Genomic DNA, 25967 nt, shown 5'->3' on the forward strand with positions numbered 1-25967 from the left:
TTTTATCTAAAGCAAAATTGTTAAAACTATTTCAACCTAAAAATGGGTATCAGTTATTTATAACGTTACCTAATTTTATTTATCATCTAATTTCCAAGTTCTAATCCATTCGTATTGTGTTGAACGTTCTTCCTTCGTGAATTTCTCCATGCCTTTTCCATCAGCGTGAGGCGGATTCCAATCATAAGTTTCAACAGCTAGGTTGTAATACATCGGGAGATCAAAAGTTGTTGTGGGATTTGTGATTTTGTATGCTAATTTACCGTTTAAATAGAACCAAAGTTCCGTTTCTGATTTCCACCAAAAACCATAAACCATATACTCACTCCAGTTTTTTACATCAGTAATGACAGACCCTTGCTTTCTTGTTTCAACAGTGTTGGCACAACTTGTTCTATGAAAAGCATTTGAATGAAATATTTGATCAAATTTGCCACTTACCGCCCATGCATCAGCCCCTGGCGTTAGTTCTCCAACACATTCTTGAATATCCAATTCCAATCTTTTTGGACAAGCATTCTCTTCAGTCATCATCCAAAAAGTCGAAGACATAAATGTCTTGTTTGCCTTCATTTTACTTTCGTAATAATACCCTACTTTGCATTGATTTATGGATCTTACAATCCCTCCTGAATAATCATAACTTTTGCCATTTATTATTTTGGTAGCAGGTAATTTATTAGCTTCAATTTTTAATTTTCCGTCAGCTACAGTTATCGATTCTTCTATAAATAATCCTGGTGGTCTACCTGTCCAAAACCATCCAGCTGAAGCAATATCAGGTTTTGTATACCATTTTGTTCTATCAATTCCATCAGTTTGATTAAATTCATCAGAAAGGTTTTCAATTTTAGCCCATTTTTTTCCTACTGGAGTTGGGTTTTCAATCACAAAATAAGGAAGATCCTCTGATGGTGCTTTTCTAGTTACTATTACATTAAAACTACATGTGGAGGTATTTCCAGCTGCATCACGTGTTGTAAAGGTATTAGTAGTTGTTCCTATTGGAAATACCTTTCCAGAGGCTAATCCACCTGTTTGTGTTGTAACTGATCCCGCTATATTATCTGTTCCAACAGGACTTGTAAAAGTTACTACTGCTCCATTAGAAAAAGTATCTACACTTACATTCATAGCTTCTGGACAGGATAGCGTTGGACTAACCGTGTCATTTTCTTCACTATCCTCGCTACAAGCAATTAGTAAAAAAATTATTGATAAAAAAGGTATATAAATGATTTTTGATTTAAACATGATTTATAAATTTTGGTTTAGTTTTCAAAATTATCCTTCAATAAGAGACTAAAACAGTTTAAATGGTTTTAAAACAACAACAAATGGTCATTAACTACATATAAGTTAGAGTTTTAGTTTTAAAAAAAATTAAAGTTTCACTTTAAAGAAATCTGAACATTAAAAGACTGTAAAACACCATTTTCGCCTACAATATCTGAACCACCAAATAGAACCAATACACTAATATATTTCATATCGAATTTATTTTTTTAACAAACGATTTTCCCAATCTTTTACAATATCTTCATAAGTAGCATCTACGGAAATTTCTAATTTTTGTTGTTGCAATGCTTTTTCATAATAGATTTCAGAACCTTTCTTAGCTTCAGCAATGGTTACGTCATCTTCTAAAACCATGTTCTTTTCGTACTCTTTTAACTGCGATGCTAAGATTTGAAACAATTTATTCTGTATTTTTTTAGAAGATTTTTTATCTGCCAAATTCTCAAATTCCATAGGGTCTTTATCCAAATCAAACAATTCAAATTCTGGCTTTGTTGCCGCCATAAACTGATTATAGGGAGCTTTTAATTCTCCTTTATTATGTAAATAGTGATATAAAGCAAAAGCTGGGTACTGTAGTTTTTTATAACTACTTAATTGCATCCAAGGTCTATTATAGGTTCTATTCCAAATTAGTTTGTAACGGCCATCTGTTATACTTCTCATGTTTTCTACAGCATCACCGGTGCGTTGTCTAAATCCATAAATGTATTTACGCTTCTCTTTATGCTTTCCTAAATACACTTTCCCATGTAATTCATAAGGAGTTTTAATTCCTGAAATAGCTAGACTTGTAGCAGCAACATCCACCAAACTCACCAAACGCTTATCTATTTCTCCTGCTTTTAAATGATTTGGCCATCTTATAATTAGGGGAATTTGCAAGCCTCCTTCATATAAAAATTGCTTATCTCTAAGATGTGGACGACCATGGTCTCCAAAAAAGAATACAACCGTGTTTTCTGCCAGTCCATCTTCTTCTAACTTGTTTAAAATTTGTCCTACAACCTCATCACAATGTTGAACTGACTCTAAATACATTGCCCAATCCGCTCTTAATAACGGGTAGTCTGGATAACATTTAGGCAACACCACATCATCCGGATTTATTGGATTAACTTCATCTTTTACAAAAGTTCTATGTGGATATTTAATTTGTACTTGTGCAAAAAATGACTGCCCTTTTTTTCTTTGGCTCCAATCTGTCCCATCGTATTTAATATCTGGAATAAAATTGTAATCTTTTTTACCTTCACTTTTTAATAAATCCCACCCATTTCCATTACTCACAAAATAACCGGCTTGTTTAAAAAAATCTGTAATAGGTTGTATGCCATCAGGCAAAGTAGTCACATTTAAAGTTCTATGGTCTAACGAGTTTATAGCTGTAGGATACATTCCTGTAATTTGAGACGATCTACTTGCTGAACACACGGGGGCATTTGCATAAGCATTGGTATACAACACACCTTGTTTTGCCAAACCATCAATATTAGGGGTATGTACTGCAGGATGACCATAACAAGACAACTCTCTTCCCAAGTCGTCGGCATTAATCCAAACAATATTGTACCGTTTTTGTTGTGCTTGTACCTGATAGGTAATCAAAGCTAACAACAAACAAATACTTTTGAACCCGTATTTTTTAAGTATTAATTTCATTTTTTTCACTATTACAAAGGCCCCATTGGAGACTAAGTCATGTTAGTTACATGAACCACTTTTCCGTTCTTAAATTTAGAATGTGATTCCATGAATTTATAAGCTAATAAAACTTGACCATCGGTTCTTTTATAAACTCTTTACCTTGTCCTAATCCTTTTTTCGTAGATTCTCTATAATGCCTTTTTTTGGTATCAAAAACATTATATTTCTTGGTTTCCATTAAACTCCTCCGAGTATTTCTCAGAAGGTTTAGGTGTATAAATTTTCTTTAATTCATTAGGTATACCCTATGCACTTATACTTAATACTTTAGTTAAAAGCGTTATACCAAACAGATACTTCAAAATATCTTATTCCTGCCAATAATTAAAAATCTCTTTTAATTGATAGTAAGCTTTCTTTTTATTTCTACGTTCGTCTACAATACCCCACTCTCTAAAGCCTGATTCTGGTGTACCTTTATAATTACTTCTATAATCATTATAACTCCAAGGCGAGACTCCTGTTACATAAGGGATTTTTTTTAACTCTTTTAGATAGCCTACCATCTCATTGCTCAAGGTTCCATCTGGTGCTGGCCCTATCTGACTTAAACCTATTTCTGAAACAAAAATGGGTTTGCCTGGAAATTTTTCATGTATTTTTTCTACTAAAACAGGAGCATTCCCATAACTATTCATCGAGATAAAATCTACTTTTTCATATGGTTCTGTTCCTATTTCTCCTTTTCTATAAGAAGTAATCGTTACGTAGGTTTTTAAACGCGTGCTGTCTAATTCTGCTACATAGTCTAACATGGATTCTACATACCCAAATTGATTTGCAGTAAGCGCTTTATCACTCCATGCTCCATCGGCGTTTCTTAGTTCATTCCCGACACTCCAACCGACTACAGATGGATGATTAAAATCTCTTTCAATCATAGTTTTCATCCATTGTTTGGTTAATGGATTATTAGGCGTTGCGTTCGGGTCGTTATCGCCCCAAACAGGAATTTCTTCTACCAATAAAAATCCGTTTTTATCGCAAAAATTTAATAGATTTTTTGATAGAGGAGCATGCATTAATCGAGAAAAATTACCTCCTAAAGATTTTATATCTCGCATGTCTTGCTCAATTAAGTGATCCGGTTCTGTATTACCGTAATCCGGATGATCATGTACACGATTTATACCATTCAATCGAACGGGTTGATTATTTAAATAAAACTGTTCTCCAACTACTTCAAATTTGCGAACTCCAAAATGGTCTGTAACTTCATCCTGAGCTATGCCATTAACCAATAATTCACTTTTTAACTTGTACAAGTTAGGGCTATCGAAATGCCACAATTTAAAATCTGACAGCTTTCTGGTAAACGTCACAACAGCTTCCTTAACTTCTCCTGATTTTACGTTTACCCACTTACTATCTAATTTAGTAATGCCTTCAATATTAGAAACAACATTAACCTTTACAGGGGAATTTCCGTTGTTCTCAATTTTATACTTTATAGAAAAAACAACTTCTTTAGTTTTAAAATTGGGTACAGAAGCAATGTGTTGAGATATTAAACGAACAGCTTCATTGGCTTCTAAATAAACCTCTCTACTAATACCTCCCCAAGCCCACCAAGCTCCACGTTTGATTGTATTATCTGCCATAACAACGATAGAGTTTATTTCATCTTTTTTAACCTTTTCTGTAATATTAAATTCAAATGGTAAATAACCACCAACATGGGTTCCTAAAAGTTCTCCATTTAACCACACTTTAGATGTTTGATAAACCGCTCCGAACTTTAATCTTATCTGATTTTCTTTCCAATTAACAGGTAGTTTAAAGTTTTTCTGATAAAATCCTTTCCCTACATAGTCTGTATATCTTTTTCTAGTATCCCAATTTCCTGGAACATTAAGCGTATCCCACTGAATGTAATCCTGAATTATTACATCTGTTTCAGCCATCGTATTAGAGGCCAAAAATTGCCAGGTTCCATTTAACGATATTTTATTGTTAAACAGGTTCTCATGCTGTACTACATCTTTATTTTTACAAGATGTACACATCAAAACAGTAATACAGATAAGTACAAACACTTGCTTCATGATTATTTAATTTTCTTTAGTGATTTTAAGAGGAATTTGAATATTAAAAGAATGACGCACATTGTTAACATCAATAGTATCGGCAGCGCATAACAAAGCTATTGGCTTTCCATTTTCTATAAAAACTTGTGGCCGCTCTAAGTGATCAAATTTTGTTGTACTACCGTCTTCCCAAATAACTGTTTTATCTGAAACTTCAAAATTTTTAGCTTTATCCCATTTAATTCCATCTATAGATTCGTATTGCACTAAAGAAAAAAGTCTTTTTTCTCCTTCGAATTTAATTCGTTTTACAATGGCTCTATATTTCCCATCTTGATACCATATGTATGGGTCTTCTGCAGGAAATCGTTCTCCTTCAAAAACAAATATAGGTTCTGGATATTTTTTAAATGGTCCTGTTGGCGAATCTGAAATAGCAACCATATGCACTACAGGTCCGCCTGCGGGTAATTTAAATTGTTTTCCCACCGCTTTATAAACCATTAAAATTTTCCCATCGGGCATTTCACAGACAGATGGATTAGATGTCATTAAAGCATCATAAGCTTCATCATCTCCATGAGTAACATCTAAAACAGGAGTATCTAACCTTGTCCATGGTCCATTTGGATGATCTGCTACAGCTACCCCAATTCTTTGATTATTTCTGTGCTCCCAATTAATTTTAGCTTTTCCAGGAACACTTACAATGTCTTTATTACCCGTATTTCCCATATAATACAAGTAATATTTTCCTTTAATTTTTAATATAGTTGGATTATGAGTAGTCGCTCCATCCCAAAACTGTGATCCTCTATCTCCCAAAGCAACATCGCTAAATGTAAAAGGTCCAAATGGAGACGTTGCTGTTGCGTGCGCTATTTCTGAATAATTCACCCATTCCCAACCTATATTTTTTGGCCATCTTGAATAATACATATGGTATAACCCGTCATCACCTTTTACCAAAGTTCCTCCCCAAACACTCTTCCCTTCTTCTGAAAAAACAGAACTTTTAGCTACTTTTTCAAATTCAATTTTAAAGTTAAAACTTTCATCTGGACTTAATTTATCTACTTTTTTCGCACAAGACATTTGTATTATAGAAATTAATACGAGCAACCATAATGTTGTATTTTTCATTTCTTAATGTGTATTTATTTTTTGTAATTGCCATTTCATATTTCAAGTTATTTCATACTTAAAAAAATTATTATTTCTTTTTCACTCCACGCCCTTCTGGATGCTCATGTATACTTCCAACACCTTGTGCGAAATAAACTTCGGGCTTATGCCAAACACCTGTATCTTTAAAAGCTGGTTCATGATAATCTAAACTTAAATCACAGTCGAAGCGTGCGATAATTGAATAGCCTTTTTTGGGAGTTCCAGCATTTACAAAATGAGACAATCCCCAAGTAAATCCTCTTCCATTACCTGAATCTGTAAACGCATCAGCACAAAATGGTGCAGCAGCCGTAGGAGTTAATGATAAACCTGCTGCTATTTTGAAATTTACACCATCTTCAGAATATTGCATGGTTTCTCGTTCATTTCCATCTTTAATTGCCAAAGCTGCTATTCCTCCTTTAAATGGAAAATAGGTAGTTTCATGCCCCGACTGCATTACAGGATTTAGCGGGTGTTTTGTAAAAGGACCTAAAGGATTTTCTCCAATTACTAAGCCATGACCAACAGCATAATTTGTTCTATTATCTGGCCACTTATTATAAGCCGCTTTGTAATAAATATATATTTTTCCTTTGTAAACTACGGGATGTGGATCGTGTGTAGCGTTTTGATCCCACTCACCTGCTTTTCCAAAAGGAATTACTTTGTCTCCTCCATGTATCCAAGGTCCATCAGGTGAATCTGAATAGGAAACAGAAACTGGGCATAAGTCACCTCTAAGTCCACTAGGCTCATCAAATGCTTGGTAATATAGATAATACTTGTCTTTCCAAACTAGTATATCTGGTGTAGCAACCGAACGCCACCCCGATTTTGGTTTTTCAGGTCTTGTAACTGCAGGACCTTTTTCCTGCCAAGTTATTCCGTCGGTACTTGTTGCATACCAAATATCACACAAATCCCAATCCGTTGAAGGGATAACATCTGTTGCTTCAGCGGCTTTATTCCAACCTATTGGAGGAACTTCTGTATGGCGTTTTGTATACCAAATATAATATTTCCCATCAACAAAAATAGGTCTTGACGGATCGCGACGAGAGATAGTACCATCTCCATTATTATAATCAAACCCTTTTAATTGAGTATACTTAAATTGCGAAAATAGTTCGTTGTCCTGAGCCCTTGGAGCTAAATAATCGAACATTCGCTCTGAGGATGCACTTAAAGGAATGTTAGGTTTCTCTGTTGGCATTTTAAAAGGAAATACCTCTTCTGATGTTTTCAACTCTTCTTGTTTTAGTTGCTTTTCCTTTTGAGCACATGAAAAAGTCATTCCTAAGATTAATGCTATTATTAATTTATTTTTCATTTGGTTTTATTTATATGTTTGCAACATTTTCTGTTTAAGTTCTTTTAATAACAAAAAACACCGATGGATTTTAGTTTTTTTTTAATATTTTACCGCAATTACTGGGGACCAACTACTGCTTTCTCCTGCTACCTCTCTTTTTATTTGAAAGAAAATTTCTTTTTCGTTATCTAAATCAATGGTCAGCATTCCTCTAACATTTGTAGTAAACACTTTGTTTAAATTATCTTTTTGTGTTCCGTAACGAACAGTATAATTACCATCAATAAAATCGCTAGAATATCCAATCACTAATTTTGTGTCATCTATAAAAGATTCCCAAACAACGGGATGTAATTTTTGATTCGTCATATTAAAAGGCACCGCTTTTGAGAATTCACTATCACCTTTGCCGTTTATAGCAACCAACGCAACCTCGTAACTCTTTTCAGACAATCCCTGTACATCTATAAAACTTGAAATGGTTGGTTCTGTAAATTGATATTCACTTCCTTTTGTTTTATAAGCTAGCTTGTATTCTTTAACTCCTACAGTTTTGGTAAAGTAAATTCTTGCATTATTTTGTCCTGCAATTACCTTGTCTATGCTAGGAGCATTGGGTACTTTATAGAAGATTTCTTTTTTCCCTCTTTGATACCCCAAAGGATTAATTACTTTTACGGTTAACAAATAAGGATTTAAATTCTTTTTTAAACGCAAACGACCTTTCCAACTACCACCAATTTCTATTGCCGGTAATTTTATTTTTTGTTCGTGTAGTACTACTCCTTGGTGATTCGAAAAAGTAGCTACCAATTGATAATTGTTTATTTGATAACTAGGATAGTCTGAAGCTTCTTTAGAAGTGATTTCTACAGAAATTGATTTTTTAGATTTTGTAATCTCTTCTACTTTTAAGGTTTTAATGGGACTGTTTTCTTTTTGAAAACGATCGAACAAACGTCTTTTTTGTCCCCAAACATTTACCACGCCCCAAACTCTATTTTCCTCGGCAGAGGTACCGGCATATCCACTTCTATAATCGTTAAAAGTCCACATAGAAGAACCAATTACAAATTCATTTTTCCCTCTAAAGTGTTGGTTCCATTCTGATACAATTGGCTTGTCTCCATCTAAAGAAGCTGTTGGATAAGGATCAAATCCGTATTCCGAAATAAAGACGGGTTTGTTAGGCCATTTTTCTCTTAAGGTATCTAATATGTCTTGAGGTTCTCCTTGCCAACGGTACATATTGTGCATAATAATATCTACATGCGTGTTAGGATCTGTTGTTCTTGTATAGGTTTTCTTTTGTCCGGAATTACTTACGCAAGTAAGCAGTCTATGCTCATCTAATTCTGTACGCACATACTCCATCATTTTTTTTGCAAAATCGTAATGATCAGACAACTCATTTCCAACACTCCAGCCAATAATACTTGGGTGATTGCTGTCTCTTTCTATCATTTCCTTTAACCAAGATTTTATTAATGGATATTCGGGAGCTGTAAATTCAGGATTTGTTAAATCACGTACATTTACTTCTTCAAACAACAAAATCCCTTTTCTATCACACAATTTAATTAGTTCTTCGTTTTGTGTTCCATGCATGATACGCATAAAATTGGCGCCAGATTCTTTCATTAAATCTACATCGCGTTCTAAAATTTCTATAGGCTCTGAAGATCCGTAGTAACGGTTTTCACTTACTCTATTAAATCCTCCTGTTCTTACAGGTTCTCCGTTTAAAAGTAGTTGCGAATTTGTTACTTCTATTTTTCTAATTCCAAAATCAGTTTGATTAGAATCTAGTTCAGAATTGTTTTCAGAAATAGTGGTTTCTAAGGTGTATAAATTCGGATTATCAAAATGCCATAATTTTACATCTTTTGCTTTTAAATGAGCGATTAACACAATCGTTGTAATACTATTAGGAGCTATTTCTACTCCTTTTTGTGCTAAGGTTACATTTTTTATCTCTTTTATTTTAGAAAACACATCTACTTTTCTGCTACTGTTTGAATTGTTTTCTATTTTAATTTTTAAATTTACTGCAGCTGTTCCCTTTTTTAAATCAGGTTCTGCATGTATGTATTGATTTTGGATGCGAACATTTTTTTGTTTTTTAAGCTGAACGCCTCTAATAATTCCACCCCAGTTCCAAGTAGCTCCTACTATAAAAGCATTGTTAACCTCTACAGCAATTACATTTTTTCCTCCAAACTTTACATGATCTGTAATGTCAAATTCAAAAGGCGTTAAGCCACCTTGATGTTTTCCTATATACTGTCCGTTTAAATATACTTTGGCCAAATGATAAACTGCGCCAAATTGAATTCTAATTCTTTCATCATTTTTTGAAGTCCAATTAGAAGGCAACTTAAACGTTTTACGATACCATCCTGAACCTGTATAATTAGAGTAAGAATTAAGCATTCCCCAGTGACCAGGTACTTTTAAATCGTTCCAACTAGTATCATCAAAAGAAGGTAAATACACTTGTTCTGGCATTTTTTTAGCCTGTGCATATGTAGCTTCCGAAATAGGTTTTAGCATAACAGCGTCTGCTGCAACTTGACCATCTGTTATGGCAGTAATTTCTATATAATTATCATCTTTTTTGTCAAATTGATAAATACCAACACTAATCCATTCACCACAAAAAACGCGTTGACTAAGATATTTAGTTGTTATTTCTCCTGCATGTTTTATATTGCATTGAGAGGTAAGATGACTAGAAAATGGGTATTTTACAAACGCTTCATAATAACCCGATTTCTCTAAGTTTGGACGAAAACGGACATAATTAGCATTACCTTCTCCTTTTACAAAATTTCTAACTAAATAATCATCTTTATAAAAACTAGTGTCTCTCTCTCCAAACTTCTTAGAATTCCAATTTCCTTTTACCTCAACGTTTTCTATATCAGAATTATCTATAATAATATCAGAAATATTTTCTTGAACATTTAAATAATTATATCCCTGACCGTCAATGGTGTTAAACTTCCAATTGCCATTTAAAGAAAATTCTTCTCCATTATCGACCACTGTCTCTTGTTGTGAAAAACAAAAAACACTCATTAAAAGAAACAAGATAGAATAGCTGCTTTTCATTATTATCGACATATAATTTCAAAAATACTTGCAGGAACATGAGCAGAAGGATGTTCTAGTTCAATGACTATTTTTTTGGTTAGGATTGGTGTGTTAAATTGCCATGTATTTATGGTTTGATGATTTCCGTTCTTTTCCACTAAAACATTACCCGTTGCATCCATTATTTTATAATTTTGAACACAGAATGGAATAACGTCTTCGGGATGTCCCATCAAGGTTGATTCCATTGGATGATCGTAATCCGTATCAAAAAATAATTTAATTTCAGAAATCGCAGTATCTTCTTTCCAATCTATTGTCAAGGTCGGGTTTTCATCTTTTAAATCGGCTACCCAAGCATTTGTGATCCCCCAAGGCCTAACAAATCCATTACCAATATTAGCAACATCGAAAGCTTTTATAGCAGGAAAAATCTCCATAGCTATATTTTTCCCTTCAGGGCGACGATGAGGAATCCAAAACTCAAACGTATCGACTCCAATACCTTTTGGAGGTGTTTGTTTGCCATTGTTTGAAACAGCTTTATTAACACCATTAAACACCGATAAGACCCCAGTAATTCTTGTTTCACTAGTTCTAATACTAACTTTATTATTTGCTAAAAAAGTAACAAACGCGTATTGATTTTCTTTGGCTGTTTTTGAAAAGCTGAAGGAAACATATTGCTTTCCTTTTTTTAGTTGAATTGTTTGTTGCTCTAAAATAATTTCAGGGCAATAATTTTTTGCGTTTTCAGAGATTCGAAGTTGTAGTTCTATTTCTGTTTCTTCTTTGGCATCTAATTCCACATTAAATTGATATTTATCATGTGCAGAAAAAGGTAATAATTGAGCAGCAGCAGTAGCTATGGACATCCAGTTACCATTAAAAGGAATTATGGTTAATTCCAAATTAGACGAAGACTCTACTTTTGCTGTAACTATTTTATTACTTTGTTTTTCAACTGGAATACCAGGAATACTTTGCCCTATTATATTCAGTTCATTCTGCAACGCCTTAAGATGTCCATTTGTTAAAATTTCTGCAGGATTAATGCCTTTTTCAAGACAAAGTGAGGCAGCCATACCAACAGCTTGCGCACATAAGGCAGTTGTTGCCATAACTCTAGTAGAACCAAAAGCAACATGAGTTGCGCTAATAATTCTTCCTGCCAAAAACAAATTACTAATATCCTTACTTACAAAGCTTCTATATGGGATTTGATAAATTCCTTTTGAGTGCCATTGCGTACAACCAGATAACTTACTATACACACCATCTGCTGGGTGCAAATCTACCGCCCATCCACCATGTGCAATTGCGTCTTCAAAGGTTTGCTGTTCTATAACATCTTGTTGTTTTAACATATACAAACCTTCAAAACGACGACTTTCTCTTTTTCCTGGAATAGTACCTACCCATTCCAAAGTATGATTTTCTACATCCTTAAATTCTCCTGAGTTTTTAATGTAATTCCAAACACCATAAATTACTTTCCAGAGCTCATATTTAATTTCTTCCGTATCGTGAATCGTGTCCTTTCTTCCTCCATATTCAAACCACCAAAAACGACAACCTTTATCATCTTTCCCAATGGCTTTATAACGCGGAATTGCAGTTATATCCTCTAGTGCAAATGCAGGAGGCGAATATTTCACAGGAAAATCCTCGCGTTTGCTATAAAAATACATAGAATGTCCTAGTAATTCTCCATAAGACTCTTCTGGAGCAAATAGTTCTCCAAACTCTTCTTTAGTCTCAGCTCCCATTCTAAAACTAGCTCCCGCTTTAAATGCTACAATTCCATCACCAGAAGCATCACAAAATAATTTTCCATTTAGGATATATTTTGTAGAATTTTGACTGCAAAATGCTATTACAGATTCTATAGTATTTTCATCTCTCTTTTCTATATCATAAACGCAAGTATTTAAGAGCAGCGTAATATTTTCTTCTAACATTACTTTTTCCAAAAGTATGGTATCAAAAATAACAGCGTTACCTTCCTTATTTCGATACATATTTTCTACAAGAATTTCATCTATTACACCACCTTCTCGTGCCCAACGATTGTTGTTCCCCATATGAGAAGTTGCTCCTAATATCCATAATCGTACTTCTGAAGACGCATTACCTCCTAAAACAGGTCGATCTTGTACCAAAACAGTTTTTGTACCTTTTCTTGCTGCGGTAATTGCTGCACAAACTCCAGCCGTACCACCTCCTATAACAACAAATTCATTTTGTAATGTAATTGTTTTATTAGGACGATTGTCTGAAGTAAAGTTTTTGAGTAACATATTTTAAAGACTATATTAAATTATTTTAAATTTTTAAGGATAACTGCTCCGCCTAAGAAAAGCACCACTAATCCCATTATACCAACAAGCATCACTCCCGTCTTAGCAAAAATTGCTAATATTAAAATAAGTAACCCTGTAGCTGCGATACCGACACCAATAACTCTAATTCCCTTTTTATTTTCTGAAATAGAAGTATCCTCTACTCGTTCAGAGTTTACTTCCATTTTATTTTGGTAATCTATGTATTGAATATTTTCTGTTGGATTTATTTTGAAATACAATTCAAAAATCGAGAGTAAAACAATTGGAATCCCAACACCCATTCCCATCTCGGAAGCTCTATCCAATTGAACACCCAGCAATTCAGGGCTTATAAATTTGAAAAAAGCATTAATTATTAAAGAGACTAACGTTACAATTAATACACTTTTCCCTGTTTGGTTCTTTGAAAATAATGCCCAAAGTGGCGGTAAAAACATAGCCCCTCCAGTAAGTGCTGCTAAAGACATTACAACCTCTACTATTCCTCCAAATAATGGTACCAACAAGGCAACTATTATGGTTATTACACCAAGAATTACAGTTGAAATACGAGCCACTTTTATTAATGTTTGGTCGCTAGAATTGGGTTTAAAATGTTTAAAAATATCGTTAGTAAGTACACCTGCAGAAATATTTAAGGTAGTGTTCACAGAACTTGACGTGGCAAAAATCATTCCCCCTAGCATCAAGCCAAGCATCCCAACAGGTAAAACTTCTTTACACATGAGTAAGTAAGCTCCCTCATCTGCTAAGCCATCTAATTGCGGATTTAATATGCGATAAATCATAGGGGGAAGCATCCAAATAATTGGACTTACAGCATAGAGCCCTCCAAAAAGCCATCCTACTTTTTTTGCATCTTTTGGAGTTGCTACACTAGTATAACGTTGAATGTATGCCCAGTTTCCTGCTATAAAAAACAGATTATACAACCCAAATGCAATCATAAACATAGGCGTATATTCGTCATTGGTTAAATTGAAAAAGTTTTCTGGAGCTTTTTCAATAAAATTGTCTACTCCCCCAATCTTATCAAAAGCAAGTGGTACCACGATTAATACTGCAGCTGTTAAAACTACAAATTGCAAAACATCGGTAACAATTACAGCCCATAACCCACCTACAGCCGTATAGATTAAAATCATTACGCCTAAGAAAATAATACTTGTATAAATAGGAATTCCTGTAGAAACTTCAACAATTTTTGCAACAGGATATAAAAATGCTCCTGTAGTAAAAATGGAAATCATTAAAAATAAATACGTATAGATTTTTTGGGTTTTATAACCTAATCGTTTTGTAATAAACTCTGCTGCAGTAATAACCTTTGTTTTTTGCCATTTCGGAGCAATAAAAAATCCTATGATAAGTCCAGCGATACACATTGTGGATTGGATGGTAACTGCAACCCATCCACTATTATATGCTATAGAACCCCAGACTACAAAAGTTCCTGCGGAAAAAAAACTCATGAATAGAGACAAGCCACTCATCCACCAAGGTAATGCACCTCCTGCAGAAAAGTAAGATTTCATATTTTTCCCAGACTTGGAGAAACTCATTCCACATGAAAAAACAAGAATGGTGAAAATTAATATGACTAGAATATCTAAATTATGCATTTCTAAAAATTGGATTTAGGGGTAAGTTATAATAAATGCTAAAATTAATTTTTAAAAATTCAGAATTACCTTCCGGAAACGTTACCGAAAACTTATTTATTTTACGGAAACGTTTCCGATGTTTGCCAAAAATCAATTAATTAGGTAATATTACAATATGAAGCATATCACTATAAAAGACGTCGCTAAAAAACTAAATGTATCTATTTCAACAGTATCTAGGGCATTGAATGATAAATATGATATTAAAGAAGAAACCAAAGATTTAATTCTAAAAACAGCTAAAGAATTGGGGTACACACCAAATCCAATTGCTAGAAAGTTAAGTCAGCAACGTTCTTTTACTATTGGAATTGTAGTTCCTGAATTTAGTAGTAATTATTTTCCAGAAATCATGATTGGAGCTCAACAGGTGTTACACGAAGAGGGCTACCAAGTATTAATTATGCAATCAAATAACTCATGGGAAATCGAAAGAAAAAACATAGAGACCTTAGTGAATAATATGGTAGACGGACTCATTATATCTTTAACTTCAGAAATCAAGAATAACGCGTATTATCATAGTTTACTTGAACTAGATATTCCAATGGTATTCTTTAATCGTACAGTAGATGAAATTTCGGCTTCCAAGGTGTTGTTTAATGATTATAAATGGGCTTTTTTCGCAACCGAACATTTAATAGTTCAAGGCTATGATAATATTGTTCACCTAACTGGCACAACAAATTTAACATTAACAAAGAACAGATTAAAAGGTTTTGAGGACGCGCATAGAAAACATAAATTACCTGTTGGAAAAATAATTCCTTGTGGATTTGGAATAGAGGACGGTGAAAGAATTGCACAAGAAATGATTGATAAAAATGAAATTCCTAGAGCCATCTTTGCCGCAAATGATTCATGTGCTATTGGAGCCATGACCATTTTTAAAAAATATGGTTTTGTAATTCCTAATGATATCGCTATAGTTGGTTTTACTGAATCTGCAGTAGCCAAACACACATCCCCTACGTTAACATCGGTTGAGCAACCTACTAATGATATTGGACAAACTGCAGCAAAATTATTACTAAATCAAATAAATAATAAAGGCATATTTGTTCCACAAACAATTATACTAAATGGTAGACTAAATATTAGAGACTCTTCCGTTACCATTAAATAAAACATCACAAACACCTGTAAAACAATCAATTAAACTCATTCCTTATTACCTCGATTTTTATTAAATAAATCATTTATGGTAGTTTTCTACTTATCTATTGCGCTCTACTAGCCTATGAATTGATATTTTTATTTTTTAACTAAATGAAAATATCAGCGTAAAAATACGTTGAGCTTTATTTTCAAAACTAATAAGTGATGAAAAAAAAAACAGGCTTTTTTATTCTCTACTTTATATGTTATTTACATGCTTCGGCTCAGATAAATATTCTCTTTATAGAATCAGACGACCAAAGTAACCAAGCTGTAGGTGCATATGGAAATCTCGATATGGTAACCCCAAATATCGATACTCTAGCTAAGGAGGGCACATCTTTTATTTCTGCTTATAATATGGGCTGTTGGTCACCTGCAGTTTGTGTACCTAGCCGCACCATGCTCATGTATGGCCAATATTTATGGGAATCTCAAAAAATAAACAAAAACAATGCGCCCTTATCTTTTCCTGAACAACTACGAGAATTTGGCTATCACACTTACATGACTGGAAAATGGCATGCTATGGGTAAACAAGCAGAAACTATATTCGATGAAACGGGAAGTATACAACCCGGACAACTAGACACATATAATACACCGGCAGGTCATATTACAGACATTACAGCAGATGAAGCTGTTCATTTTATCAAAAATTATAAAAACGAAAAACCATTTTTTGTTTATGTAGCCTTTAATGCACCTCATGTTCCAAGACAAACCAGTCAGAACTATTACGATTTATACCCAACTGATGACATTGTTTTACCTCCAAGTGTTATAGATAATACATCTTTAAACACTAACGTAAAATATCAATACACAAAGGATCCTTTAAGAACTAAAACAATGAAGCAACGTGTGCAACAAAATAATGCAATGGTTACACATATGGACACTCGAATTGGTGATATTATTCAATCATTAAAAGACCAAAAACTTTACGATAATACAATTATTGTTTTCACCTCTGATCATGGAATTAATTTTGGTGAAAATGGTGTAGCTGGAAAAGTCTGCTTATACGAGCCAAGTGTTACAGCTCCATTAATTATTAAAGCACCAACAGTTGAAACCAATAAAAAAATAGCTTCTCGAGTATATTTACAGGACATCGTTCCCACACTTTTCGATTTAATAAATTTAAAACCAACTGAATCTTCAGATTTTAAAAGCTTAACACCGCTATTATTTTCAAATAAAGAATCGACAAGAGAATCTATCTACTTGGCTATGTTTGATGACCAAAGAGCTATTATTTCAAACAACAACAAATTAATTATTTATCCTAAAACAGGAGATTTTGAATTATATAATTTAAAAAATGATTCTTGGGAAACTAATAATCTACTCGCAAAAAACACTTCTGAACCTATCATTAAAGACTTGCTTAAGAAACTAAAAACCTGGCAAAAAAATACAGATGATAGAACCGACTTAACAATCATTTATAACAAATACAATTTATAGAATGAAACATATACTACTCATACTATTATCAAGCATAACGTTTCAGTTAGTTGCAAAAGATTATAATGTATTAGATTTTGGTGCGGTTGGAAATGGAATTACTTTAGATACAAAAGCTGTACAAAAAGCAATCGACCTATGTACTAAAGGTGGTGGTGGAACGGTTATTATTCCTGCAGGAAAAACGGTTTTAATAGGTACAATATATTTAAAAGATTTTGTAACGCTACATATTGAAAACGGTGCGATTTTATTGGGGAGTCCTAATTATGAAGATTATACTACAGACACTCATAAAAACACCTATAAAAACGAACCTCATATGGATAGATGCCTAATTTTTGCACGAAATGCAAAATCATTTGCTATAGAAGGTTACGGTACTATAGATGCTAATGGACATCCTAAAAACTTCACTAAAGAAAAAGGAGGTCGACCAATGATGATGCGATTCCTCAATTCTTCAGATATTCATTTGAAAGATGTTACACTTATAAATCCTGCTTCTTGGACGTCAGCCTGGTTATATTGCGATGAAATTGTGGTAGATGGAATTAAAATTATTAGTCAAGTAAACCATAACGGAGACGGTTTAGACTTTGATGGCTGTACAAATGTTAGGGTTGCAAATTCTTCATTTAACACTAGCGACGATTCCATTTGCTTACAAACCTCCAGACCAGATAAACCTTGCAAGGATATTGTAATTACAAATTGTGTATTTACTAGTAAATGGGCTGCTATGCGTATTGGCTTAGCTTCTAGAGGGAATTTTGAATCTATAACGGTTAACAATTGTACTTTTCATGATATACAAGACTCTGGACTAAAAATTCAGATGAATGAAGGTGCTGAAATGAAAAACATGATATTCTCAAATATCGTCATGAAAAATGTACCTCGACCTATTTTCATGACGTTTTGCCAACAACGAGCAGGTGTAGATAGTCCTGAACACATGCTTCCAATGAAATCTATGCATGGGTTTTCTTTCAATAATTTTATAATAGACAATCGTGAACTAGATAAGAATTCTGTTATTTTTTTAACAGGCATGCCGAATGAATACATTACAGATATTCAACTTAATAACATTAAAATGACTGTTTCTGGGGGCGGTACTTCTACAGATGCTAAGAAAACCGATTTTAAAGAATATACTTTGGAAACTTTAGGAGATTGGTGGCCTGAATTCAGTAAAGTTGGCACACTACCCGCTTCTGGTATTTTCGCTAGACATATCGACGGATTATTCATTACTAATTTTCAATTAACAACAATTAATGAAGATTTTAGAGCCCCTTATGTTTTTGATGATGTGAAACACCTCAACAGCAAAGCCCTATATCTCAATAATAGAGAAGTTAAAACTACAGTACTAAAAAAACAATAAGCATGAATACAAAACACTTCGTACTAATTTTCTTTTTGTGCTTTTATTCTATTTTAAAAGCGCAACAACCCAATATGGTTTGGATTGTTTCTGAAGACAATTCTAAACATTATATGAAGCTTTTTGATGAACATGGCGTAAAGACACCAAATATTGAAAAATTAGCAAAGCAAGGGATTCAATTTAACAGAGCCTTTTCTAATGCGGCTGTATGTAGCGCTGCCCGTTCAACCCTAATTACTGGAATTTATGGTCCTAGAATAGCAAGCCATTACCACAGATCTGAACAAAAAATTACGTTACCTGATAACATAAAAATGTTTCCAGAATATTTGCGTGAAGCAGGCTATTACACTAGTAATAACGCTAAAGAGGATTATAATATATTTAAAAGCAAGGAGGTTTGGGATGAATCTTCTCAAAAAGCTAGTTGGAGAAACAGACAACAAGACCAACCCTTTTTTCACGTCCATAATATTGGGACAACACATGAAGGAAGTTTACACTTTTCTGAAGAGCAGATGATTTCAAATCCAACTATAACAGCTTTAGAAACCGTTTTTGTACAACCCAATCATCCAAACACCAAAACATTTAGATATACAAACGCCTATTATCGCGATCTTATAACTAAAATGGATACAGAAGTTGGTGAGGTCGTAAACCAATTAGAAAAAGATAATTTACTGGAAAATACCATTATTTTCTATTATGGTGACCACGGTGGTGTGTTACCTGGCAGCAAAGGGTATTTGTTAGAGACAGGGCTGCATGTCCCACTAGTTATTTACATTCCTGAAAAATATAAAAACCTATCCCCTTTTTCTATTGGTAAATCTACAAACACATTTGTAAGTTTTGTCGATTTTGCTGCAACAGTTTTAAATCTAGCGAATATAGAGACACCAAAGACTATGGATGGAAAACCTTTTCTAGGAGCATCGGTAGATAAAAAAGTTATTGATAATAATGAAACTTTTGGTTATGCAGATAGGTTTGATGAAAAGTATGATATGGTGAGAAGTTTAAGAGTAGAAAATCTTAAATATATCAGGAATTTTGAACCTTTTAATGTCGATGGATTAATGAATAATTACCGATATAAACAACTTGCATACCAAGAATGGAAAGATTTATTTGAGTTGGGAAAATTGAACGAAAATCAGGTTAGTTTTTTTAATCCGAAAACTCCAGAAGCCTTGTATGACATTGAAAAAGACCCTTTCGAAATTAATAATTTAGCTGAAGACCCTGCTTATTCAACGGACATAAAACAATTAAGAACTAGTTTAAATGCAATCTTAAAATCTATGCCAGATCTCTCTTTCTACCCTGAAGCATCTATTATTAATAATGCGTTTACAGACCCTATCACATTTGGAAAAACGCACAAAAAAGATATTTCTAACTATTTACAAATAGCAAACCTACAATTAGAAACTTTTCAAAAAGCAAAATCTCAGTTAAACAAGTATTTAGAATCTAAAGACCCCTTAAAACGCTACTGGGCACTAATAAGTTGTTCTAGTTTTGGGAAAAAAGCAAAGGTGTTTTCATTAAAAATTGAAACTATTATGAAAACAGATTCAGAACTTATTAATAAAATGCGAGCTGCAGATTTTTTAGGTTTTATAGGTTATAAAGATGTCTCAAATAATTTAACGGATTTGTTATATCAATCTAATAACGAAAAAGAAGCGCTTTTAATTCTCAATTCAATTGTACTTCAACGCGATTTTTATCAGAAAAATACGTTTACTATCGATGCTTCAAAAATGAATAAACAAGTAAGGGAAAATAAATTAATTCAAGAACGCCTTAATTATATAAATAAACAAAAATGAAAACATTATTAAAATTTAAAAGATTTAAACAAATCTCACTAGCACTATTATTCTTAACAACATCTATAGCATTTGCACAAAACACACCTTATTTCAATGCCGGTGAAGATCCTAAACCAGCAAATAAAACTTGGAAATTAGTAAAAAACATGTCTGATGAATTTGAAGGTAAAAAAGTTGATGAAAAAAAATGGCAAATATCTGGGCAAGGTTGGATTGGCAGAGCTCCAGGATTATTTCAGGCGGAAAATATTAAAGTTGCAGATGGTGGCTTGCAAATAACAACCACTCTATTACCTAAACCTATAACTAAAAACAATAAAGAATTTACTCACGGCGGAGGTTATGTTGGCTCTATAAAAGGTATGACTTATGGGTATTACGAATGCGAAATGAAAGCCAACAAAACATTCATGTCTTCCACTTTTTGGTTAATCAATGAAGGCAAAGGTATTCAAGGTTGCGATAAAAGAACCACTGAATTAGATATTCAAGAAACTGTAGGCCAAATTACTAGTGATGCCAAATGGATGGAAAATTTTGACCAAAAAATGAATTCTAACACGCATAGCCGAAATATACCGGAAGGTTGTAATTATGAAAAAGGATCTAACAAATCTAGTGCGAAAATTGATGGAAAAGTTTATGATGACTTTCATGTTTATGGCGTATGGTGGAAATCTAAAGATGAAGTATTATTCTTTTTAGATGGTAAATTTCAAGGAAAAGTAACACCTCCTGCAGATTACGATATAGAAATGTATTTAAGAATGGTAGTGGAAACTTACGATTGGAACCCTGTTCCAAAAGATGGAGGAATGTCTGGTAGTGTAGCAGATAGGACTACCACTTACAATTGGGTGAGATCCTGGGAATTAGTAGACTAAAAGATAAATAAAATGAATTCTACTTTAAAAATAGTAACTCTAATTTGTACGGTTATATTTTTCTCTTTTACTTCTAAACAAAAGATTTACAATATAAAATCGTTTGGGGCTAAAGGAGATAGTCTAACCATAAACACTATAGCTATTCAAAAAACTATAGATAAATGTTCGAAAAATGGTGGTGGTCTTGTGCAGGTTTCAGATGGTATTTATATAACAGGAACTATAATTCTTAAAGACAATGTTACACTCGAAATAACTGAAAATGCAAAATTAGTTGGAAGTTCTAATCCTCAAGATTATGTAAGTATAGACACTTTTATTGATGCCGTAGGGCAAGAACGTGGGACTTGCCTTATTGGGTCTATCAACGCTAGCAATATTGGTATTAAAGGAGAAGGTGTTATTGATGGAAATGGTGCAGCTTTTCTTTCTAAAAATCTTACAATAAAAAAGAAAGCACTACAAATAACTGATAATAACTTTGGGAAAAACCGCCCTTTTTTACTACGTTTTGTGAAATCGGAGAATATTACACTTAAAAATATTCATATTCGAGAAGCTGCTGCTTGGGCTTGTCATTTTTATCAGTCAAAAAACATTTTGGTTGATAATATAAATATTTATAATCACGCAAATAAAAACAATGATGGTATCGATTTAGATTCTAGTCATGATGTCATTATAAAAAATTGCAATATAGATTCTGGTGACGATGCCATTTGTATAAAATCCACAAGTCCATTACCTACTTATAACGTACAGGTCTCAAATTGCATTTTAAAGAGCGATTGGGGAACTTTAAAATTTGGAACAGAATCTATGGGAGATTTTTACAATATTGATATTCGCGATTGTAAAATTTACGACACTAAAGGAGGAGGCATAAAAATCCTTAGTGTTGATGGTGCTAATATTTACGATATCACAATCGAAAACATAGAAATGGACAATGTAGACATGCCTATTTTTATACGTTTAGGAGAACGCTTAAACACTTATAGAGGGGCAGAACAACGTCAAGTTGGGACTATAGACAATGTGCTTATTAAAAATATAAAAGCAACAACAAGAACTTTAGAAACCTCAAGAGTTTCACCTCCTTCAGGAATTTTAATTACAGGAACTCCAAATCACAACATAGGAACAATTCAACTCGAAAACATACATATTGAATTACCGGGTGGAGGAACACAACCGGTTAACACTAATATTCCTGAAGACGAAACGCGTTACCCAGAATTTAGTTTTTTCAATGTCTTACCTGCGTATGGATTATACGCTCGACATATTAAAGAATTAAAAACAACACAACTCACTTTTAAAGTAGACTATACAGACGAAAGATTTGAATCAATATTAAAACACAATTAAACTATGAAAACACTTAAATCATCATTACTATTTCCCACGCTATCATTTTTTTTGGTCAGTACGCTCTATGTATCTGCCCAAACTTTTCCATTTACTTTACCTGCAGAAAAACCAAACCAACCATTAAGCGCATCGATGTCACGTAATTATGATAATTATATGGCTCCAAGACCTGAAAACAACGAACTTTACACGCAATTTAAATACACTGAACTTAAAGGTCTCGATTATAACAATCATGACGGAACAATAAGCAGAAGAGATCCTTCGAAAATTATTTTTGAAAATGGTAAATACTATGTGTGGTATACATACAGACACACGGCTACACCTCCTAAAGGTGCAAAATTAGCAACAGAAACAATACCTTCTGCCGATTGGGATTTGGCAGAAATTTGGTATTCTACCAGTACCGATGGTATAACTTGGGAAGAACAAGGCGTGGCTATTCCTCGTCCACCAAAACCAAATTTAGGTCATCGCTCAGTATCCACTGCAGATATTCTAAAATGGAAAGATAAATACTATATGTATTACCAAGGATTTAGTGAAGCTAGCGGATTACGAGGTGATGATTGTCCGGTATTAATGTCGTATTCAGATTCTCCAGATGGACCTTGGACAACAACAAATAAAATTGTAATTCCGAATGGGCCAAAAGATACTTGGGATCAATATTCTATACACGATCCCTACCCTTTAGTTTATAAAGATAAAATCTATTTATACTATAAATCTGATTTTGATGGTCAACCCGAATTAATACGAATGCAAGGTCTTGCCACAGCTGATAATCCTTTAGGACCATTTACAAAAAGCAACCTCAACCCGGTATTAACTTCTGGTCATGAAACAACTTTATTTCCTTTTAAAGAAGGTATTGCTGCATTTACAATTAGAGATGGTAACGAGCATAACACCATTCAATTTGCTAAAGATGGGGTTAATTTTGAAATTGCTTCTATAGTAGAAATGATGCCTGCTGCCGCTGGGCCCTATATTCCGGATGCGTATACAAACACTAAAAACGGAAGAGGAATTACTTGGGGACTTTCTCATTTTACAAATGCTACAACTTGGGATAAAAACCATGCCATTTTAGCCCGTTTTGATTGTGATTTAAGTTTAGATGTAAATGACCCTGACATGAAAAAACATCATGTATACCTCCGTCCCGAAACTTATTTTAAACAAGGATTAAATCCGAAGCAAAAGAAACGGATTACTGAAGAAAACAATGCTGTTTTAAACCAAAAGTAATGTATCAATCACGCTTATATATTATTCGTAAAATTGTCTTTGCTCTTTTTGTTATGCAGTATTCCTTTGGTTTCTGTCAAACAAAAAAGACAAAACCTAATGTACTCATTATTTATACAGACGACCATCGCTATACTGGTGTGCATGCCTTAGGAGGTATGAATGTAAGAACACCAAACATAGATACTTTAGCCAAAGAAGGTGTCGTTTTTACAAATGCTTTTCTAATGGGAGCATTTACGGGTGCGACATGTGTAGCAAGTAGAGCAATGCTATTAACGGGTACTAATGTGTTTGAATTACAAGACTCAGGATTCACTATCCCTAAAGACAATAAAACAATTGGTGAAACATTTCAAAACGTAGGATATAACACGCATATTATAGGGAAATGGCATCAAGATAGCGAATCCTTAAAACGTAGTTTTACAACTGGGGATAAAATTATGGGTAAAGGTGTTTATCTTGAAGATCATTTTAGAATGCCCTACTACGATTGGGATAAAGCTGGAGCATTCAAAAAACAAGACGCCTATTTATTAGTTTATGATGATCAAGGGGAAATCATAAAAAAATCTATTTCCAAAGAAGCAAAACGAGGGCCAACTGGAACTGAAAATAATGGCCCACACACCTCAGAAGTTTTTGCTACTGAAGCTGCTAAATATTTTAAAAATTACAACAGTGAAAAACCATTTTTAATGTATTTAGCTTTTCACGCACCTCACGATCCACGTCAAGCTCCACAAGCTTATAAAGACATGTATGATGTTAAAGATATTCAATTAACGCCATCTTATATGTCGCAACATCCGTTTGATAATGGACATATGTTTTTAAGAGATGAAAAGTTAGCACCTTGGCCAAGAACTCCTGAAGTAGCGAAACAACAACTGGCAGATTATTACGCTATAATAACTCATTTAGATGCACAAATAGGAAAAGTGATTGCTGCATTAAAAGCTAGCGGACAATATGAAAACACTTTAATAGTATTTTCAGGCGATAGCGGTCTAGCTGTTGGAAATCACGGACTCATGGGAAAACAGAATATTTACGATGAAGACGGTATTCATGTACCCCTTATCTTTTCTGGAAACCTCATAAAGAATAAAGGTGACCGTTATGATGCCTACGCTTATATTCATGATATTTTTCCAACCATTTCCCAATTCACCAATGTTCCTATTCCGTCTTCTGTATCAGGTAAAAGTCTATTACCCATACTAAATAATGAAGTGAATAATGTTCGCGATTATACATACCACGCTTACCGTCAATTTCAACGTGCTTACAGAAAAGATGATTATAAATTAATTGAATACGTACGTGCAAATGATGTTTCTAAAACGGAAGGTAACTTTAAAGTGGGTTCTAAAGTAACTCAATTATTTAACATTAAAACGGACCCTTGGGAAACACAAGATCTTTCATTTTTTCCAGAACATAAATCTCGCTTAAATCAAATGCGTAAGGAAATGAAAGAAAAAGCAACAGTACTTGGAGATAATAAAGAAAGTATTGATGGTGAAAAATTTGACTTTTGGGATTTTTATTAATTGAATCTAGCAACCTCAAAAAAATGTTTCTATTTCTAAAGGAAAACCTATTTAAATTGATTAGGTGTGGATTTTGTACTTAACTTATAATACCTACTTTTTTTTAAACTAAAAAAACAGATGTTTAGCTTTATAAAATCAAGCTAAGTTTTCACATAGACTAAGCAATTATTTACTATACAAAATCGAATTTATAAATAAAAAAACTAATATTAATAGAATCCTTTATACATTTAAATATTCAAAAATTTACAGCAGCAATTATCTGTTTCGTACTTACCTGTAATTTAATTCAAGCACAGCATTGGGATGGACAAGTTCGTGGTTCTTGGGTAGTATCAGGTGATAAAGGTGCTGCAGATATAGAGCTTGTTAGTACAAACAACATAGTCGAAATAG

General features: G+C 33.4%; 16 protein-coding genes. 8 read left to right on the top strand and 8 right to left on the bottom strand.

The features are described from left to right. Window positions 1-75 precede the first annotated feature (75 nt). The 8 genes from BN863_RS10575 to BN863_RS10610 form a co-directional block, all read right to left on the bottom strand. Window positions 76-1254, bottom strand: a complete 1179-nt coding sequence (locus BN863_RS10575) for an HYR domain-containing protein (protein WP_038530325.1) — start codon at window positions 1252-1254, stop codon at window positions 76-78. Window positions 1255-1497: 243 nt separating this feature from the next. Then, the gene (locus BN863_RS10580) at window positions 1498-2961 is read right to left on the bottom strand and encodes a sulfatase family protein (RefSeq protein WP_038530327.1); all 1464 of its coding nucleotides are present in this window, start codon (window positions 2959-2961) and stop codon (window positions 1498-1500) included. Window positions 2962-3314: 353 nt separating this feature from the next. After that, the gene (locus tag BN863_RS10585; protein ID WP_038530329.1) at window positions 3315-5051 is read right to left on the bottom strand and encodes a glycoside hydrolase family 2 protein; all 1737 of its coding nucleotides are present in this window, start codon (window positions 5049-5051) and stop codon (window positions 3315-3317) included. Between the two features lie 6 nt (window positions 5052-5057). After that, complete coding sequence (locus BN863_RS10590) at window positions 5058-6176, bottom strand: glycoside hydrolase family protein (protein WP_038530331.1); 1119 nt, start codon at window positions 6174-6176, stop codon at window positions 5058-5060. Window positions 6177-6246: 70 nt separating this feature from the next. Next, on the bottom strand, window positions 6247-7533 hold the full coding sequence (locus tag BN863_RS10595; RefSeq protein ID WP_038530333.1) for a glycoside hydrolase family 117 protein: 1287 nt from the start codon (window positions 7531-7533) through the stop codon (window positions 6247-6249). Window positions 7534-7614: 81 nt separating this feature from the next. Then, window positions 7615-10596 carry a glycoside hydrolase family 2 TIM barrel-domain containing protein gene (locus BN863_RS10600; protein ID WP_158408997.1) on the bottom strand — a complete coding sequence of 994 codons (2982 nt, stop codon included), beginning with the start codon at window positions 10594-10596 and terminating at the stop codon, window positions 7615-7617. 35 nt (window positions 10597-10631) lie between these two features. Then, complete coding sequence (locus BN863_RS10605; protein WP_038530339.1) at window positions 10632-12911, bottom strand: FAD-dependent oxidoreductase; 2280 nt, start codon at window positions 12909-12911, stop codon at window positions 10632-10634. Between the two features lie 20 nt (window positions 12912-12931). Then, the gene (locus tag BN863_RS10610) at window positions 12932-14491 is read right to left on the bottom strand and encodes a sodium:solute symporter family protein (protein WP_242404018.1); all 1560 of its coding nucleotides are present in this window, start codon (window positions 14489-14491) and stop codon (window positions 12932-12934) included. Window positions 14492-14735: 244 nt separating this feature from the next. Here BN863_RS10610 and BN863_RS10615 point away from each other — a divergent pair, with 244 nt between their 5' ends. The 8 genes from BN863_RS10615 (at window position 14736) to BN863_RS10650 (ending at window position 25568) form a co-directional block, all read left to right on the top strand. Continuing rightward, window positions 14736-15746 carry a LacI family DNA-binding transcriptional regulator gene (locus BN863_RS10615; RefSeq protein WP_038530345.1) on the top strand — a complete coding sequence of 337 codons (1011 nt, stop codon included), beginning with the start codon at window positions 14736-14738 and terminating at the stop codon, window positions 15744-15746. 197 nt (window positions 15747-15943) lie between these two features. Continuing rightward, complete coding sequence (locus BN863_RS10620; RefSeq protein WP_038530348.1) at window positions 15944-17251, top strand: sulfatase-like hydrolase/transferase; 1308 nt, start codon at window positions 15944-15946, stop codon at window positions 17249-17251. Between the two features lies 1 nt (window position 17252). Beyond that, window positions 17253-18644 carry a glycoside hydrolase family 28 protein gene (locus BN863_RS10625; protein WP_038530351.1) on the top strand — a complete coding sequence of 464 codons (1392 nt, stop codon included), beginning with the start codon at window positions 17253-17255 and terminating at the stop codon, window positions 18642-18644. 2 nt (window positions 18645-18646) lie between these two features. After that, complete coding sequence (locus BN863_RS10630; protein WP_038530354.1) at window positions 18647-20488, top strand: sulfatase family protein; 1842 nt, start codon at window positions 18647-18649, stop codon at window positions 20486-20488. Beyond that, window positions 20485-21375, top strand: coding sequence for a family 16 glycosylhydrolase (locus BN863_RS10635; RefSeq protein ID WP_038530357.1), 891 nt, complete (start codon window positions 20485-20487; stop codon window positions 21373-21375). Before BN863_RS10630 ends, BN863_RS10635 begins: the two co-directional genes overlap by 4 nt. 12 nt (window positions 21376-21387) lie before the next feature. Next, window positions 21388-22749, top strand: a complete 1362-nt coding sequence (locus tag BN863_RS10640; RefSeq protein WP_038530360.1) for a glycoside hydrolase family 28 protein — start codon at window positions 21388-21390, stop codon at window positions 22747-22749. 3 nt (window positions 22750-22752) lie between these two features. Continuing rightward, the gene (locus tag BN863_RS10645; protein WP_038530362.1) at window positions 22753-24009 is read left to right on the top strand and encodes a glycoside hydrolase family 117 protein; all 1257 of its coding nucleotides are present in this window, start codon (window positions 22753-22755) and stop codon (window positions 24007-24009) included. Beyond that, window positions 24009-25568, top strand: coding sequence for a sulfatase-like hydrolase/transferase (locus BN863_RS10650; RefSeq protein WP_038530365.1), 1560 nt, complete (start codon window positions 24009-24011; stop codon window positions 25566-25568). The genes BN863_RS10645 and BN863_RS10650 overlap by 1 nt, the downstream gene beginning before the upstream one ends. Window positions 25569-25967 lie beyond the last annotated feature (399 nt).

Origin of the sequence: Formosa agariphila KMM 3901 (assembly GCF_000723205.1) — a bacterium.
In the GTDB taxonomy this organism is placed as follows: Bacteria; Bacteroidota; Bacteroidia; order Flavobacteriales; family Flavobacteriaceae; genus Formosa; species Formosa agariphila.